Below are 15,572 nucleotides of genomic sequence, written 5' to 3'. Positions count from 1 at the left end.
TATGGCTCTATTAGCATGGATAACTGGGATAGCTTTATAACCGCATTCAAGCCTGACAAGAAACAAATCGGCAAGCAGCATACGGTAGGCATAGAAGGTAATAACTGTCGCCTTAGGCACCGATTGCGACGAGCCGTTCGAAAGACCTGCTGCTTCTCAAAGAAGTTTGATAACCACTTTAAGGTGTTTGATTTGGTATTCTTCTATGTCAATTATGGCTATGTCTGATGCCAGCATACTTTTTAGAACACCACCAACAAGTAATAAAAGCCTGCTTAATCTGCACCAATTCTTCAAATTTAAAGCGCTGCGGAATCGCCGGTAGCTGCTCAAGCTCAGGGTTTTTTAGCACAGTATCGCAAACTTCGGTCAGTGCGTCGATATCTTTTGATGGCCAGTTTAGTTTGCGCAAAATAAATAGCGCCCAGATAATCGCCAACGACGTTGTCATTAACCACAGCCATAAATTGCTTTGCACCCAATCTGCCCGCAGTGCCGCCACATTTAAAGTAATATTGATATAGCCGACCAAGGCGGTATCAGACGACATTTCGCTCACTGAGTCGCTTATAGGGTCGCTCTCTGAGTTTGAGTTAGTATTGATGGTGGTCAAAGTCGTAAAATTTTTCTGCTCGCAGTTTAGCGTATCACTACCGATAGAAAGTGTGCTAGTACCATCAACATAGTCACCGACGACCGGATAATTAAAGCTGACCGCATTGGCAAATAAAGCATTTTTCCAATCGTCTTTTGACAGATTGCTATCAGCAATTGGCTGCGAGGTGGTATAAAACAAAATACTTTCGATATTTTGCTCATTTTCTAACAAAAAACGCACTTGATCAGCGACTACCTCATCGCCATCTACGCTCGCCGCGCTAAGCGTCAGGAGGTTCGCCAACTGCTGAGTATGCCGACGTTCTTCCTTATAATGCTGCACCAAGCCATAAACAAAAGACAATAAAAAACCTGCCAATACAGCCAAAATCATGGTCTGCATGATAGATTGCCAAATAAGCATGGGTAAGGTTTTTGGGGAGCGGTTGTTCATATGACTCAACTGAGTGAAGACAACTTGTAATTAATAATATAGATATATTATAGAGAGGATAAGGATAATGCGACATTTTAATGTAACTTAACACAGTCTTAAATTAAAAAATGCCATGACGACTGATATAGCCATCATGGCATTTTATACTACAGAAAAAGCTAAGAATCGAAAAACAGCAAAGTTAAAATAAAATGTTCTTTATTTGCTAAAAAAATAAAGACACTCACTATCTGGCAAAATTAACGCTTTTTATCTTTATTGGTAAATCTGGGCTTATCTTTGGTGGTAAATTTTTGTGCGCGATTGCGTTCACGTTGGCGTAATTGCTGCGCTTTTGCTTTGGTTGGCGTATCACTCTTATTGGCGTACGGGTTTTCATTTTGCTTAAAGATAACATTAAGTGGCGTGCCTTCAAGCTTAAAGACTTGACGGAATTGGTTTTCAAGATAGCGCTGATAGCTTTTTGGTAGCGCAGAGGTTTGGTTACCATGAATCACAATCACCGGCGGATTATGACCACCAATATGCGCAAAACGTAGCTTAATACGGCGACCAGAAACCGTTGGCGGCGGATTTGCCGTAACCGCATCTTGTAAAATCTGCGTCAAACGGTTGGTTGATACCTCAAACATCGACGACTGATAAGCGCGCAAGATAGATGGGTATAAATTACCTACGCCAGTGCCGTGTAGCGCAGAGATAAGATGTACTTTGACATAAGGGATAAAGTTGAAGCGGCGATCCATCTCAAGTTTGATATAGTCTTTTTGATCTTGGGTCAGACCGTCCCATTTATTAATGGCAACTACCAATGCACGCCCTGCATCAAGCGCATAACCAATCATATTTAAGTCTTGGTCGACAATACCTTCGTGCGCATCAATCACAATGATGGTCACGTTAGAATCTTCAATCGCTTGCAAGGTTTTAATGACTGAGAACTTCTCTACTTTTTCATCGATTTTACCGCGGCGACGTACGCCAGCCGTATCAATCAAAACATAATCTTTACCATCGCGTGTATAAGGAATATAAATACTATCGCGCGTGGTACCGGGCATATCAAACACCACCACACGGTCTTCACCCAATAAACGGTTGACCAGCGTTGATTTACCAACATTTGGACGACCGATAATCGCAAGCTTTAACCCTCTTGGCTCGACGACATTTTCTTGCGTTGGCATGTTAGCGGTCAACGCTTCTAACAAGTTACCGACACCGCGCCCATGACTGGCGGCCATCGGATACGGCTCGCCCAAGCCTAAGGCATAAAATTCAGCAGGCGCAGCATCATGGACACCATCGACTTTATTGGCGACGACATAAACAGGCTTGCCGAGGGTATGCAAAAACTTACCAATCTCAGCATCGGCACCAATCATACCGGCACGCGCATCAACGACGAAAACGATAATATCGGCTTCATGAATGGCAGTATGCGACTGCTCAGACATATAGTCATCAATGTTGCCGCTGCCATCGTCAGCTTCGCCAATACCGCCAGTGTCGACTACGATAAAGGATTTGTCTTCATAAGTCGCATCACCGTATTGACGGTCACGAGTCAGCCCTGACAAATCAGCAACCAATGCCTGCCGACTTTTAGTGAACTGGTTAAATAAGGTAGATTTACCGACGTTTGGACGGCCAATTAAGGCGACCACAGGCTTGATACTCATGGGTTACTCTCAGTGAATGACACAGTGATGTGTACAATGGCGGACGCTGCGTTTACGCTTATATTAAGAATAATAACGCTACTCGACCGCAAATTTAAATAAATGATAAAGATAAAGATAAAATGATGATAAATAATAGTGAGCTTTTTGTGTTAAGCAATCGCCATAAGTGTTGGTTAAGATATTGTCCAAAGTCTGGTAGGTTAAGCGTATAGATATAATTACCAATCAATCATCATAACTTATACCATTAACACCTAGCACTTAAACACCTAGCACTTATCGGTCGCATAGAGTACGCGAAAGCCACTACTTAAACAAGCAATTTACACAAGGCACGAAACGCTGACAAAGCAGCGTTTTTCTTGAACCTAATACCAGTATGCTTATTTAACGCTTTATTTGACAACTAGTTTTAAAATATTGCTTTAGAACATTGATTTAAAACATCGCTTTAAAAAATAGGAGGTTAAATAAGCCGTCACTGACAAAAAATTAGCGTGCTAATTGCCAAATCGCTACTTGTCCTGCGGTACTTTGGGTCATTAACAGACCGCCTTGTACTTGCAAATTGGTCAAAGCACCTTTGGTCTGCACGCGGCTAACGATTTTGCCGCTTGCAGGATCAAATAAATGTACTACGCCGTCAAAGTCGCCGACCGCTATATAATTGCCAATCATCACAGGATTGGTAAGGTGACGATACGCCAACTCTTCGCTTTCCCATAACACTTCACCATTACTGCGGTTATAAGCGACCACTTTACCGTCTAAACTGGTGGCAATCACTTGTTGATTATTGACCGCAAGTGACTTTAAGCTGGCAAGCTCATTGACGAACATAACTTGACGCGAGGCTAAGTCAATACCGAGCAGCTGACCACTATAACTGATGGCAAATAACTCATTATTATCAACAATCGGCATACCATCGACATCGCTCATGCGCTCAACTTCGCTACTACCCGCTCCGACGCCAACGCGGCGTGACCACTGCGGTAGACCATTATCAATAGTAATAGCATGTAAGCGACCGTCAGCCGTTGCTAGGAGTGCAGTTTTATCATCTAACAGTGTCGGCGCTGCTGTACCACGTACGCTGATAGGAGGTACTTGGGTGGCAAACTGCCAAACAGACTGACCGTTTTGTAGCGACAGACCATGCAAGAAACCATCATTGGCCGATAAAATTACTCGGTTATTGCTGACTAACGCTGGCGTCAAAACCGTACCGGTTAATTGCTGCTGCCAGCGCTTGGCACCAGTGGCACTATCAAATGCCATCACTAAACCGCCGCGTGTACTCACAATAGCCGTCTGACTAAGAGCATCTAATGCCACGCCGCCGGTGATTTGATCGCCTACATTCACTGACCATAGGCGCTGACCCTTACTATCAAAGCCAGTCAAATCACCACCGCGCGAGGCCGTCACAATTTGCGAGTTGGCATAGCCTACTTGCAAGCTAAGAGGATCTTTACTACTGGCTTTTTTGCTGCCAACATCGGTACTAAAAACCGGCTGCAGCACGCTAATTGGCTGCGCAATTTGTACCAACTTTACAGGATCATTGACGACTGGTTTGATACCTCGATTACACCCAACGACTGCTGTTGCCATCACTGCGATGACGGCGACATGCATGGCCGTCGTTTTGATTGTCTTAACGTTTATCGTTTTGTTTGAGCGAATAGCTTGAGTCATTATAGGTTCTCACTACCAATAAAGTAATCATGAATAAATTAGTTAGCAGTAAGTAAACGGGACACAATAATAAGTATAATAAATAAGCACTTATGATTGATACTGCCTCTTTAACTCACTGCGCTACTTAGTTTTAAAAGGGTTTTTACAACGTTTTATCGTGTTGCAATTTTTCTTTATTAGCACATTAGCGCTTTTGCTATTTTTTTAATATTTGGTTTTGGTATCTTTTTAACAACTGGCTTATGCGCCAGCTTCTATCTTATTATTGTCTGCCGCATTTTCACCATCGGCTGCGACTGGCTGGGCAGGCATAGCAGGTTCTTGGATAAGTCCTGCTTGCGGCGCAATAGGTTCAGGCACGATACCGAGACTTTCCATCTTTAATGCCAATACTGCACGCGTCTCTTGACGGCTACGTAACAACTCCCAAGCATTATTGTAAGATTTAATCGCCGCGTCTTTATTATTTTGCGCCAAATAAATATCACCCAATAGCTCTTGCTGGCTTGCCTCAAACGAGCTTGGCATATCGTTATTAGCTTCAGCTAAAGCAGCATCGGCATCGCCCGCTGCCAATAGTGTTTTAGCATAGCGCAGACGGGTAATCGCTTGTAGACCTGCATCTCCTAAATCGATTGCCAGTGCCTTTTTAAAGGTCTCACCTGCACCTTTAAAATCATCGCTGTCCACTTGCTGACGCGCTTTAATCATTAGCGCTTGCCACGCATAGACTGAATTGCCATGGGTGCTTACTAGAGCATCAATATCTTTATCTAGATTTTTACGGCTCTCTGCTAGCGACGCTTGTGCCTCTGCTTCTAAGTCTGGGTTTTGTGATGCGAGGCTGACTTCTTCATTTAAACGTTGAATATCGGCGTAATGGTCGGCGGCCACCGTATCGACGCGCGCATGGTTGTTTTGCCAATACGTCCAGCCAAAATAGGCTGCTAACGCCAATAAAATCGCAGTGACAATATAGCTGCCATATTGCTTTAACGCTTGCATTGAATTGTCTGCATTTGGCGAATTGGGTGTCAGAGCCATATATTTTTACCTGATAAAATTGATATGAAATTTTTAATGCTAAAACCACAATCGCTTATTAACGAACGAAGTTGTCTTTAGTTGACAACCAGTCTTGCGCGACTGTTTTTTGCTCACCCGTCTGCATGTCTTTGATACTAATGGTATTATCATCGAGTTCCTGCTGAGCGATAATCACTGTCAACGCCGCGCCCGATTTATCAGCCTTTTTCATTTGCGCTTTTAAGCTGGTTGCGCTCGCCATTTTTACGCGTAAGTCAGGACGGCTATAACGCAGCGCTTGCGCATAGCTGATACCCGCACTATAAACTTCTGGATGGGCAACCACAAAAACATCACAAGCGGGCAACTCTGCTATCGGTGATACAGCGTCGATAAGCAGTAATAAGCGCTCAAGTCCCATCGCAAAACCAACGGCTGGCTCAGACTTCACGGGTTTATTATTCCCTTTATCATCAGGAATCCCGATAGATTTTAATTGGCCAACTAAACCATCGTAACGGCCACCGGCACAAACGGTCGCTTGGCTACCAAGCTTATCAGTGACCCACTCAAATACGGTTTTATTATAGTAATCAAGACCACGTACTAAATGCGGATTAATCTCAAACTCAATCCCAAGTGCGGTTAAATACGCTTGCACTTGTTCAAAATGCGCTTTACTTTCGGCACCCAAAAACTCAGCAAGCTTTGGCGCCTCTGCCAATAGCGCTTGGGTACTCGCCTCTTTACTGTCTAAAATACGTAATGGATTGGTCGTCAAGCGGCGTTTGCTATCCTCATCTAGCTGCTCTTGTTTGTCAGTTAGATATGCAACCAATGCTTCGCGATAAGCATGACGCTCATCAAGCTCACCCAAGCTATTAAGCTCTAAGCGCATCTCATCTTTTAGACCAAGCTCTTGCCACATCAAATGCGTCATAGCAATCAGCTCGGCATCAGCATCTGGTAACGCACTACCAAAACTTTCGACACCCAATTGATGGAACTGGCGGTAGCGACCTTTTTGTGGACGCTCATAGCGAAACATCGGGCCTATATACCAAAGTTTCGGCGTATCACCGCGCAATAAATTGTGCTCAATCACCGCGCGTACTGCCCCTGCCGTGCCTTCTGGACGCAATGCCAATGGCGTTGGCGGCTCCGACTTATCGGTAAAGCTATACATCTCTTTTTCGACGATATCAGTGGCACCGCCGATAGCACGCGCAAACAAGTCGGTTTGCTCAACGATAGGCAGGCGAATATGCTCATAACCGTATCTGCCTAATACATCTGCCAATATTGACTCTAAGTGCAGCCATTTTGCAGACTGCTCAGGCAAAATATCATTAAACCCTTTGATTGCTTTAATCATAGTACGGTCACATCCTTAAATTTTTAACAAGCTATCTCTAATACTTTTATTGGTAATGACGGTTTTTATTGATAATCGCGCTTTATTTTAATCAGAAAATACATCAGGGTGGCGACTTATTTTACGCGAATAATTTCATTCTCACGTTTTTTTGCCAAATCTTCGGCATGCGCACGCACCATGCCTTCGATTTCATCAACCAAATTATTGGTATCAATCAAATGGCTTTTTTCGCCCATACGGTAGACCAGCGATTTTGGTGCGGCACCGACAATACCAATGTCCGCCTCTTTCGCTTCACCGGGACCATTTACCTTACAGCCAATCACCGACAAATTCATCGGCTCACGGATATCTTCTAAACGCGACTCTAATGCGGTCATTACTTTAATCACATCAAACTCTTGGCGCGAGCAGCTTGGGCAAGCGATAAAGTTAACACCATTTGAGCGAATATTGAGCGATTTCAAAATATCAAAGCCGATTTTAATTTCTTCTTCTGGCTCTGCCGCTAAAGAGATACGAATGGTATCGCCGATGCCGTCTAATAACAGACCGCCTAAAGCAATCGCAGATTTCACCGCGCCAGTACGATACACGCCCGCTTCGGTGACGCCTAAATGCAGCGGATTGTCAATCTGCGCAGAAATCAGACGATAGGCATCTAAAGTCAAAAATACATTACTGGCCTTTACCGATACTTTATATTGATCAAAGTTTAAACGCTCTAAGATATCGATATGGCGCATCGCTGATTCAAGCATCGCCTCACCGGTTGGCTCGGTATATTTACGCTGAATGTCTTTTTCTAATGAGCCTGCGTTGACGCCAATACGAATCGGAATATTATAATCTTTGGCGCAAGCGACCACTTCGCGGACTTTGGCGTCGCTACCGATATTACCCGGGTTAATCCGCAGACAATCGGCGCCCGCTGCTGCAACCGCTAGGGCGATTTTATGATCAAAATGTACGTCTGCGATAAGGGGTACACTAACCCGCTTACGAATCTCGGCAAAGGCGTTGACGGTGTCCATTGTCGGTGTCGACACGCGCATTAAATCCGCACCCGCTTCGACGCAGCGCTCGATTTGGGCAACGGTCGCTTCTACATCACAAGTATCGGTATTGGTCATGCTTTGCACACTAATCGGTGCATCGCCGCCGATTGCGACATCACCAACGTGTATTTTTTTGGTAAGACGACGGTTAATAGGCGCTGACGTTGACATAGACAAACCCTTTCATTGGAACAAATTGGAACGAATTAAAACTAAAATCTGGAAACCAACATTACTTTTTAACGCTAACAGCTTGTTAAGAACAATCGTTTTGTTATGTTTAATAGCTATTAAATATTAAGGTGCAAGCTCAAAACTGGCCTGCGTACCTGTAGCATAACTGTCTAACGCCACCGCTTCTTCATTAAGCAGTAAGCTGACATTTTTGACATTATCAATCTGTACGTTAAAAGGTGGTGTACCTGATAACTTATAATCGCCAGCAGTTTGCGAGCCATTCATCAGATTACTACCCGAGGCATCGGTAATCACCACAACAGCGGCATCGGTCAGCTTCACGTCGAGCGTAGCGGCAGCTGTACTTTCACCGCCCAAATTCAGCGCCGAGCCAGACGCACCAACGCCATTACTATCAACATCAATCGCCGCACCTTGCGCTTGTTCTAGCGCTGAGATATCTTCGCTAGTCGTTACTGGTTGCTCATTATTGTCTTTACTAGCGTTAGACACCATGCGAAATAAGAAAATCGCTAAAATAATAACGCCAATCACGGCGATGATTAATAAGGGATTAAAACGAATGCGATTGTGAGTATCGCGCTGCAACGTACCCATCGGGCGTAGTGGCGACTCAATATTCTGAGGGGCGCGCGCTTTTAGCTCATTAGGGTAAGCGGCATCAAAGCTGCTCGCTACTTTTGTGGGATCCAAACCCAAAAACTTGGCGTAGTTAATCGCAAAACCGCGTGCAAACGCCGCTTGTGGTAAATCCGCAAAATTCTCATTTTCGAGCGCTTGTAAATGACGTTTTAAGATAAATAATTCGGCAGCAGCCTCTTCTAAACTGACTTGTTTGGTTTTGCGGGCTTGCTGCAACATGGCACCAAATGATCCCTGAGCGTTAGATTGTGTGTTTGATGATGGGGTGGTCATTTCCATGGTGCCTCTGGATTATTAAGCCAAATCTTAAGTTGTTTTGCTTCATCGCTTAGTGGGTAAGCGGATAAAAGCTGCTGAGCCAATTGCTGGCGCGTTGCTATGTTATTTTGTGCCGCTGCAAGTTTGATACCCTGTAATAGCAAACGCGGGCTAATACCCTGCCCTTGTACCAGTAATAAGGTTTCATCATAAAGCCTTTGAGCCTGCTGTACACGTTGCTGCTCAAGTAGCAAATCAACCAGCTCAATGTGCGCAATCACACTATTGCGATTGCCATCTAATGCGCGCAAAAATGCTTTGGCAGCAGCTGGATGATCATTGAGCTGAAGATAGGTACGCCCTAAATTCTCTAACGCTCCAATCCGGCCTTCGTAGCCAAGCGCCGCCCCTGCAATCTCAAACTGCTCCGCCGCCTCTTTATAGCGCTTCATTTGCGACAGATAAACGCCGTAATTATTGTGCGCTTGATCAAAATCTTTATCTAGCATAATGGCTTTTTTAAAGTATTGATCGGCTTTTGCAAGATTAAGGCGACTGCCCTCTTGCTGCAACAAAATGCCCATCATATCATAGGCGGGCGCATAACGGCTATCGGCAGCAAAGGCTTTTTCAAGTTGGCGCTGGGCGGCATCGAGCTCATTTTTGCGGATATATTGTGCAGCAAGTGACGTGCGAACGCGAGCAATTTCTTGCTGATCTAAATTACGATTGTCGCTCGGGCGCGTCGATGTTTGATAAGGTGCATTACCAATCAAGTCTGTGGTCGTCGTACTTTGACAACCACTTAATAACAAAGTACTGAGCGCACTGGCTAACAAAATAACTTTTGCGCCGCGCGTGTGGGCAATACTGGCAGCTGATTGCTGCGTCGGTTGAGGAAGTAAGGTTGGATATTTGAACTGACAAAGATTTTTAAAAGTCATCATAGCCGCCATCATAAAACTGTGGGTCAATGCGTTCGATCATCGAGGCATCAGTTTAATAGATTTAGCACCCATAAGTACAATTTAGTTGATATTAATTGTACTGCTCTTTGTTATTGATGCCCGTAACTACATTTTATTACCGTTGTGAGATAAAAAAGACAGTTAAGCAATTCAATTCATTGCCTTACCTACTCACTTGTCAATCAGCAAATATTTAATCCTAACTTTAGACAATAAAAAGGCATTAAATACTTTCTCGATCTTTAATACTTTGCTGCCACGCTGCTGAACGACGCGTTCTATCCGCCACTTGTCCAACCAATTGACCACAAGCGGCATCAATATCATCACCGCGCGTTTGGCGAATGGTACACACAAAACCCGCTTGGCTTAAAATATCGCTAAAGGCATGAATGCGGTTATTGCTCGATTTATCATACGGCGCATGCGGGAACGGGTTAAACGGAATCAGGTTAATCTTACTTGGCAAATCTTTTAATAATGCCACCAGCTGATGGGCGTGCTCATTGCTATCATTGACGCCATCAAGCATGACATATTCAATCGTGACATGCTTTTTATGACGCGGATTAACATCATAAACGTAGTTTTTTGCCGCGGCAATCAGCTCATCTAATGGATATTTTTTATTAATCGGCACCAGCTCGTTACGCAGCTCATCATTTGGTGCATGCAAGGATATCGCCAATGCCACATCAATATCTTGCGCCAATTGGTACATTTTTGGCACCACACCTGAAGTCGATAGCGTCACACGGCGTTTTGATAAACCGTAAGCATGATCGCTTAGCATCAGCTCCATTGAGCCAACCACGGGTTTATAATTTAATAAAGGTTCACCCATACCCATCATCACGACATTGGTGACGTTGTTTTCCCATAAGCTATGATCAACGTTTTCCAAACTGTCATTGTCATCGCTCATATAAGAAGCATTCGCCACCCATAATTGGCCGATAATTTCGGCAGCGGTTAAATCACGCTCAAAACCTTGCTTACCAGTACTGCAAAAACTACAGTCTAGCGCGCAGCCGACTTGCGAGGATATACATAAGGTTTTGCGACCGTTCAGCTTGCTATCATCTGCCGGAATCAATACCGTCTCAACCAATGAGCCACCCGTGACTTCAAAGACCCATTTACGCGTGCCATCATCGCTATACTGACGATGAATGACCTTTGGCGGCGTAACACAAGCATGGGCGGATAATTTATCGCGCAAGGATTTGCTCAAATTGGTCATTTGCTCAAAATCGGTCACCCCATGCTGATAAATCCATTTAATCACTTGCGTTGCACGAAACGGCTTTTCGCCAATACTTTTGAAATAATCGGCCAGTTGCGCTTGCGTCATGCCCAATAAGTTGGTTTTCGCTTGTGCTTCATCGACAAGCTTAATGCTATTAGCAGGCTTTTTAGCAGTCTGTGCTGGGATATGTTGGATAGGAGTTTCGAGAGTGGACATAATAGGTAACCTTTTTGCAGCCACTAAAATAAGCGCTGCAATTATTGAGATGGGCGTTGCCAGTTAATCATACATCTGATGTATGAGGGCATAAGCAATCCGTTATGAGCGCATTTTTATCCGCTTCTTTTATCAAAATATCTATAAACACATAAATTTTATAAAAACATCATGACAATATGCTGATAAGGGATTGATAATGCTCGTAAAACTAATAATGAGGCAGATCTTTAAGAATTTCAATATAGAATCAAACTATTATAGCTAAAACGGCTTATACCAAAAGATATAAGCCGTCTTGCTACACTAATTATCGATAACCAGCATCAAAGCGATTATCAATAACTGCTACTATTAACGCGTACGTGCACAAACTTCATCTTCATTGAAGAAGTAGCTGATTTCACGGGCTGCTGATTCAGCTGAATCTGAACCATGAACGGCGTTTTCATCGATGCTGCTAGCGAAGTCAGCACGGATAGTGCCTTCATCAGCGTCTTTCGGGTTGGTTGCACCCATGATTTCACGGTGCTTAGCGATTGCGTTTTCGCCTTCTAGCACTGATACCAATACTGGACCTGACATCATGAAAGATTTTAGGTCGTTGTAAAATGGACGCTCAGCGTGCTCAGCGTAAAAACCGCCTGCTTTTTCATCATCAAGTTGTAGCATTTTAGCGGCAACAATTTTTAGACCCGCTTTTTCAAAACGGTCGTAGATAGCGCCGATGTGGTTACCAGCTACTGCGTCAGGTTTGATGATAGATAAAGTACGTTCGTTAGCCATGAAAAGCTCCTATTAAGAGTGGGTTGGATAAGAAATAAATTGTTATGTCTTTGGCCACTGTGTTGGTATCGGCTAAATTAAGCCATTTTTATTTGCCAATGCGGCAACCTGAGTGCCAACACAGGATTGCTGCCTATTATAATGGTTGACGATATAAATGATAGGGTTAATTTATGACCATACCTTGCAAAAAAGTAAACTCAGTAGGCTGCACAAAAGCTAAAAACCAGCTGTGAGTTAAGTATTAAAATAATGGTCTACTTTACTAAATATTCGTGTCTTTGCGACTTTATAATTGGAACTGTTCCAGTAAGGGCTTTCATCTTTTTCTTGAGCCTAATGATGGTACTATCGCTACTAGGTAAACGTATACGACTACACACAATGATACATTGAGAGGTATTGAAATTTTCAAAATTCTTTCTGGTCATTTTGATAGTTTCTTCGACCTGAGAGAATGCTTTTATCAGGTCACCTCCTTTAAGCTCAATGTAATTAACACAGTTATCATTCCAATGCACTATATAATCACATTTTTCTTGTTTAGAGGATTTAATTAAACCTCCATCAACTTTAAGCTTATTTAGTATCACTTTATTTGGGTTTTTAAAATAGCAACAACTCTTATTTTCTTCTATGGGCAAATTACCATTATGTTTAGTCGTATTTCCTTTGTAATCCATATCAGTCATCCAACTCCATAAGCTGATCCATGACCTTCCCAAACTCATTAGAAACACTATCTAGTATATCGCCCCCTATCATTTTATATTCATAATCTTTAATATCAGTTAGAATTCCACTACTAACTGAAAAAGCTGATATATCATTTATATCAATCGGATATGACCCATTACTCATCTTTAGAAAACTTACTTCAGACATTTTTTTTTCTTTAATGAGTTCATTAGCATATATACTATTATTTAGTGCAGATATTATATAAGGGCTATGGGTAGTTATAAAAAACTTTGTATCAAACTTATTAGTTAAAGCTAGTAGTGCTGAGACAACTTGTGATTGTGCATTGGGAAATAAATGAGCTTCTGGTTCTTCAATAAAAAGCAAATCAAATGAAACACGGTTTTTAATACCAGCCATAGTTGCCAACATTAGCATTAGTGGAAAAGCTTCTTGCTGACCAGATGAAGCTCTCGAAAAACTCACTTTATAATCATCCCCTACTAACCAATCTTCCCCATCTATCTCTTGATAATAACCTTTAAGTATCTCATAAAAGTATTTTTTAATGATATTTTCATTATTGAAGCTTCCATCGTTATAAACATTTCTTTTATAAAAGTTCTTTATACCCTGAAATGTACTTCCAAAACTTTTCATAAATGGATCAATATTAAGTCTATTACCAACTAATAGGGAAAATGAGTTCTTTTCTAAAACTGAAAAGAAACTTCTGCTAGATGGGACAAAACCATTAGAATCTAAAAATCCCTTGTTATTTTTTAGAGTGTTATATATTTTACCACTAACATTCATTTTTATATCAAAAAACTTTTCATCAATATCTATATCATCGCTATCTACAGATTCGTATTTATGCATTAACTCCTGATAGCTATCATAGATATCTAAACATTTCTTATATAATTGAATTAAATCATCAGATAAAATAATACTGTGTTTGCAATTTTTTCTTTTATCAGACTTTAAAACGATTTCAAAATTTTCATTGTAAAAATATTTTATAGTGAAACTTTTATTTTCATTCCAGCAATTTAAAGGGAAGTAGTCTAAAAAGTTCTCGTTGAGAGAAATAATAAAATCTTCATAACTTTCTCCCTCACTTGTACTTTCAAATATTTTTCTTCCTATACTTTTAAAAAAGTAGACTAGTTTTGCTAATAAACTTTTCCCGCTAGCTTGCTCACCAATCAAAATATTAAATTTATTGATTGGCATTTCTATATCTTTAAATATTAGGAAATCCTTTATGACTATCTTTTCCATTGAGATACCTTTTGCCTTGCACAATATAGAAAGGACGGTAGAAACCGTCCTTAATGTAGCATATTATTTTTATAAAAACACTATCTACGCATCATACGGATCGCGTAATACAATCGTTTCTTCACGGTCAGGACCGGTTGAGATAATATCAACTGGGCAACCAATCAGCTCTTCGATACGTTTGATGTAAATTTTAGCGTTTTCTGGTAGGTCATCATAGCTTGTGATACCAACAGTTGACTCACTCCAGCCTTGTAGGGTTTCGTACTTAGGCGTGACTGACTCATAGAATTCAGCATCATGTGCGCCTGCACACTCCGTCTCAGGTAAGTTATAACCGACACCGATTAGCAGTTCTTCTAGACCGTCTAATACGTCAAGCTTGGTTAGACAGATACCTGACATAGAGTTTAGTACCACGGCACGGCGTAATGATTCAGCATCAAACCAACCACAGCGACGCGCGCGGCCGGTGGTTGCACCAAACTCATGACCGACTTTGGCCAAATGAGCACCAACATCATCAAACAATTCAGTTGGGAATGGACCACTACCAACACGCGTAGTGTAAGCTTTAGTAATACCCAATACATAGTCTAAATACAAGGGACCGATACCTGTACCAGTCGATACACCGCCCGCAGTGACGCTAGAGCTGGTGACAAACGGGTAAGTACCGTGGTCGATATCAAGCAAGGTACCTTGCGCACCTTCAAACATTAAGTTTTTGCCAGCAAGACGTAATTGGTTTAGGTCTTCGGTCACATCGGTAACCATGCCTTTGATTTCCTCGCGCCACTCTTGGCAAAGCTTAAAGGTCTCATCAAAATCAATAGCGTCCACTTTATAGTACTGAGTCAGTTGGAAATTATGATATTCAATTAAATTACGTAGTTTTTCTTCTAAGTCATCACGGAACAAGTCAGCAAGTTTAATTGCACGGCGCGCAACTTTATCCTCATAAGCTGGACCAATACCGCGACCTGTGGTACCGATTTTGCCCGTGCCGCGCTTAGCTTCGCGTGCTTGGTCAAGCGCCACGTGATAAGGCATGATCAATGGGCAGTTTGGTGAAATACGTAGGCGCTCACGGACTGGCACATTCTTCTCTTCTAGGGCTTTCATCTCTTTTAATAGAGCGTCAGGTGCAAGCACCACGCCGTTACCGATGAAGCAGGTTACGCCTTCACGCAAGATACCTGAAGGAATCAGATGTAGGATGGTGGTTTTGCCATCGACAACTAAGGTGTGACCGGCATTATGACCGCCTTGGAAACGTGCAACGGCTGAGGCTTTTTCGGTCAGTAAATCAACGATTTTACCTTTACCTTCATCGCCCCATTGGCTACCCAAAACTACGACATTCTTACCCATGATTAATC

The 15,572-nt window shown here is 42.4% G+C and carries 14 protein-coding genes; 1 reads left to right on the top strand and 13 read right to left on the bottom strand.

From position 1 onward, the window contains the following. On the top strand, positions 1-228 hold a 228-nt coding region (locus tag FOR85_RS06865), incomplete at its 5' end, for an IS1 family transposase (RefSeq protein ID WP_144297281.1). Here FOR85_RS06865 and FOR85_RS06860 read toward each other — a convergent pair. The 13 genes from FOR85_RS06860 to FOR85_RS06800 form a co-directional block, all read right to left on the bottom strand. Continuing rightward, the gene (locus FOR85_RS06860; RefSeq protein WP_144297280.1) at positions 209-1,051 is read right to left on the bottom strand and encodes a hypothetical protein; all 843 of its coding nucleotides are present in this window, start codon (positions 1,049-1,051) and stop codon (positions 209-211) included. The two genes, FOR85_RS06865 and FOR85_RS06860, sit on opposite strands and share 20 nt — an antisense overlap. 242 nt (positions 1,052-1,293) lie before the next feature. Further along, entirely contained in the window at positions 1,294-2,736 is a 1,443-nt protein-coding gene (gene der, locus FOR85_RS06855) for a ribosome biogenesis GTPase Der (protein WP_144297279.1), read from the bottom strand. A 495-nt stretch (positions 2,737-3,231) separates the two neighbouring features. Beyond that, positions 3,232-4,440, bottom strand: a complete 1,209-nt coding sequence (gene bamB, locus FOR85_RS06850; protein WP_144297278.1) for an outer membrane protein assembly factor BamB — start codon at positions 4,438-4,440, stop codon at positions 3,232-3,234. Positions 4,441-4,683: 243 nt separating this feature from the next. Beyond that, positions 4,684-5,487: a tetratricopeptide repeat protein gene (locus FOR85_RS06845; RefSeq protein WP_223808555.1), complete on the bottom strand. Its 804-nt coding sequence runs from the start codon at positions 5,485-5,487 to the stop codon at positions 4,684-4,686. A gap of 58 nt (positions 5,488-5,545) precedes the next feature. Further along, positions 5,546-6,844 carry a histidine--tRNA ligase gene (gene hisS, locus FOR85_RS06840; protein WP_144297277.1) on the bottom strand — a complete coding sequence of 433 codons (1,299 nt, stop codon included), beginning with the start codon at positions 6,842-6,844 and terminating at the stop codon, positions 5,546-5,548. Positions 6,845-6,960: 116 nt separating this feature from the next. After that, complete coding sequence (gene ispG, locus FOR85_RS06835; RefSeq protein ID WP_102076372.1) at positions 6,961-8,076, bottom strand: flavodoxin-dependent (E)-4-hydroxy-3-methylbut-2-enyl-diphosphate synthase; 1,116 nt, start codon at positions 8,074-8,076, stop codon at positions 6,961-6,963. A 126-nt stretch (positions 8,077-8,202) separates the two neighbouring features. Next, positions 8,203-9,018: a helix-turn-helix domain-containing protein gene (locus tag FOR85_RS06830; protein ID WP_144297276.1), complete on the bottom strand. Its 816-nt coding sequence runs from the start codon at positions 9,016-9,018 to the stop codon at positions 8,203-8,205. Next, complete coding sequence (gene pilW, locus FOR85_RS06825; protein WP_223808554.1) at positions 9,015-9,950, bottom strand: type IV pilus biogenesis/stability protein PilW; 936 nt, start codon at positions 9,948-9,950, stop codon at positions 9,015-9,017. The genes FOR85_RS06830 and pilW overlap by 4 nt, the downstream gene beginning before the upstream one ends. Before the next feature lie 244 nt (positions 9,951-10,194). Then, positions 10,195-11,436, bottom strand: a complete 1,242-nt coding sequence (gene rlmN, locus FOR85_RS06820; protein WP_190295513.1) for a 23S rRNA (adenine(2503)-C(2))-methyltransferase RlmN — start codon at positions 11,434-11,436, stop codon at positions 10,195-10,197. A gap of 354 nt (positions 11,437-11,790) precedes the next feature. Then, complete coding sequence (gene ndk / locus FOR85_RS06815) at positions 11,791-12,222, bottom strand: nucleoside-diphosphate kinase (RefSeq protein ID WP_144297275.1); 432 nt, start codon at positions 12,220-12,222, stop codon at positions 11,791-11,793. A 257-nt stretch (positions 12,223-12,479) separates the two neighbouring features. After that, positions 12,480-12,914 carry a hypothetical protein gene (locus tag FOR85_RS06810; protein WP_144297274.1) on the bottom strand — a complete coding sequence of 145 codons (435 nt, stop codon included), beginning with the start codon at positions 12,912-12,914 and terminating at the stop codon, positions 12,480-12,482. Then, positions 12,907-14,190 (bottom strand): AAA family ATPase, encoded by a 1,284-nt coding sequence (locus FOR85_RS06805; RefSeq protein ID WP_144297273.1) that lies wholly within the window; start codon positions 14,188-14,190, stop codon positions 12,907-12,909. The genes FOR85_RS06810 and FOR85_RS06805 overlap by 8 nt, the downstream gene beginning before the upstream one ends. A gap of 84 nt (positions 14,191-14,274) precedes the next feature. Then, positions 14,275-15,564 carry an adenylosuccinate synthase gene (locus FOR85_RS06800; RefSeq protein ID WP_144297272.1) on the bottom strand — a complete coding sequence of 430 codons (1,290 nt, stop codon included), beginning with the start codon at positions 15,562-15,564 and terminating at the stop codon, positions 14,275-14,277. Positions 15,565-15,572 lie beyond the last annotated feature (8 nt).

It is taken from the genome of Psychrobacter sp. YGAH215, from assembly GCF_007280595.1.
GTDB classification, from domain to species: domain Bacteria; phylum Pseudomonadota; class Gammaproteobacteria; order Pseudomonadales; family Moraxellaceae; genus Psychrobacter; species Psychrobacter faecalis.
The sequence above is the reverse complement of the archived record's forward strand: the minus strand, read 5'-3'. Positions and strand labels throughout refer to the sequence as shown.

Coding starts and splice junctions, on each gene's coding strand:
- FOR85_RS06860 (WP_144297280.1), bottom strand. CDS start 1,051: ATGAACAACCGCTCCCCAAAAACCTTACCCATGCTTATTTGGCAATCT.
- der (WP_144297279.1), bottom strand. CDS start 2,736: ATGAGTATCAAGCCTGTGGTCGCCTTAATTGGCCGTCCAAACGTCGGT.
- bamB (WP_144297278.1), bottom strand. CDS start 4,440: ATGACTCAAGCTATTCGCTCAAACAAAACGATAAACGTTAAGACAATC.
- FOR85_RS06845 (WP_223808555.1), bottom strand. CDS start 5,487: ATGGCTCTGACACCCAATTCGCCAAATGCAGACAATTCAATGCAAGCG.
- hisS (WP_144297277.1), bottom strand. CDS start 6,844: ATGATTAAAGCAATCAAAGGGTTTAATGATATTTTGCCTGAGCAGTCT.
- ispG (WP_102076372.1), bottom strand. CDS start 8,076: ATGTCAACGTCAGCGCCTATTAACCGTCGTCTTACCAAAAAAATACAC.
- FOR85_RS06830 (WP_144297276.1), bottom strand. CDS start 9,018: ATGACCACCCCATCATCAAACACACAATCTAACGCTCAGGGATCATTT.
- pilW (WP_223808554.1), bottom strand. CDS start 9,950: ATGATGACTTTTAAAAATCTTTGTCAGTTCAAATATCCAACCTTACTT.
- rlmN (WP_190295513.1), bottom strand. CDS start 11,436: ATGTCCACTCTCGAAACTCCTATCCAACATATCCCAGCACAGACTGCT.
- ndk (WP_144297275.1), bottom strand. CDS start 12,222: ATGGCTAACGAACGTACTTTATCTATCATCAAACCTGACGCAGTAGCT.
- FOR85_RS06810 (WP_144297274.1), bottom strand. CDS start 12,914: ATGACTGATATGGATTACAAAGGAAATACGACTAAACATAATGGTAAT.
- FOR85_RS06805 (WP_144297273.1), bottom strand. CDS start 14,190: ATGGAAAAGATAGTCATAAAGGATTTCCTAATATTTAAAGATATAGAA.
- FOR85_RS06800 (WP_144297272.1), bottom strand. CDS start 15,564: ATGGGTAAGAATGTCGTAGTTTTGGGTAGCCAATGGGGCGATGAAGGT.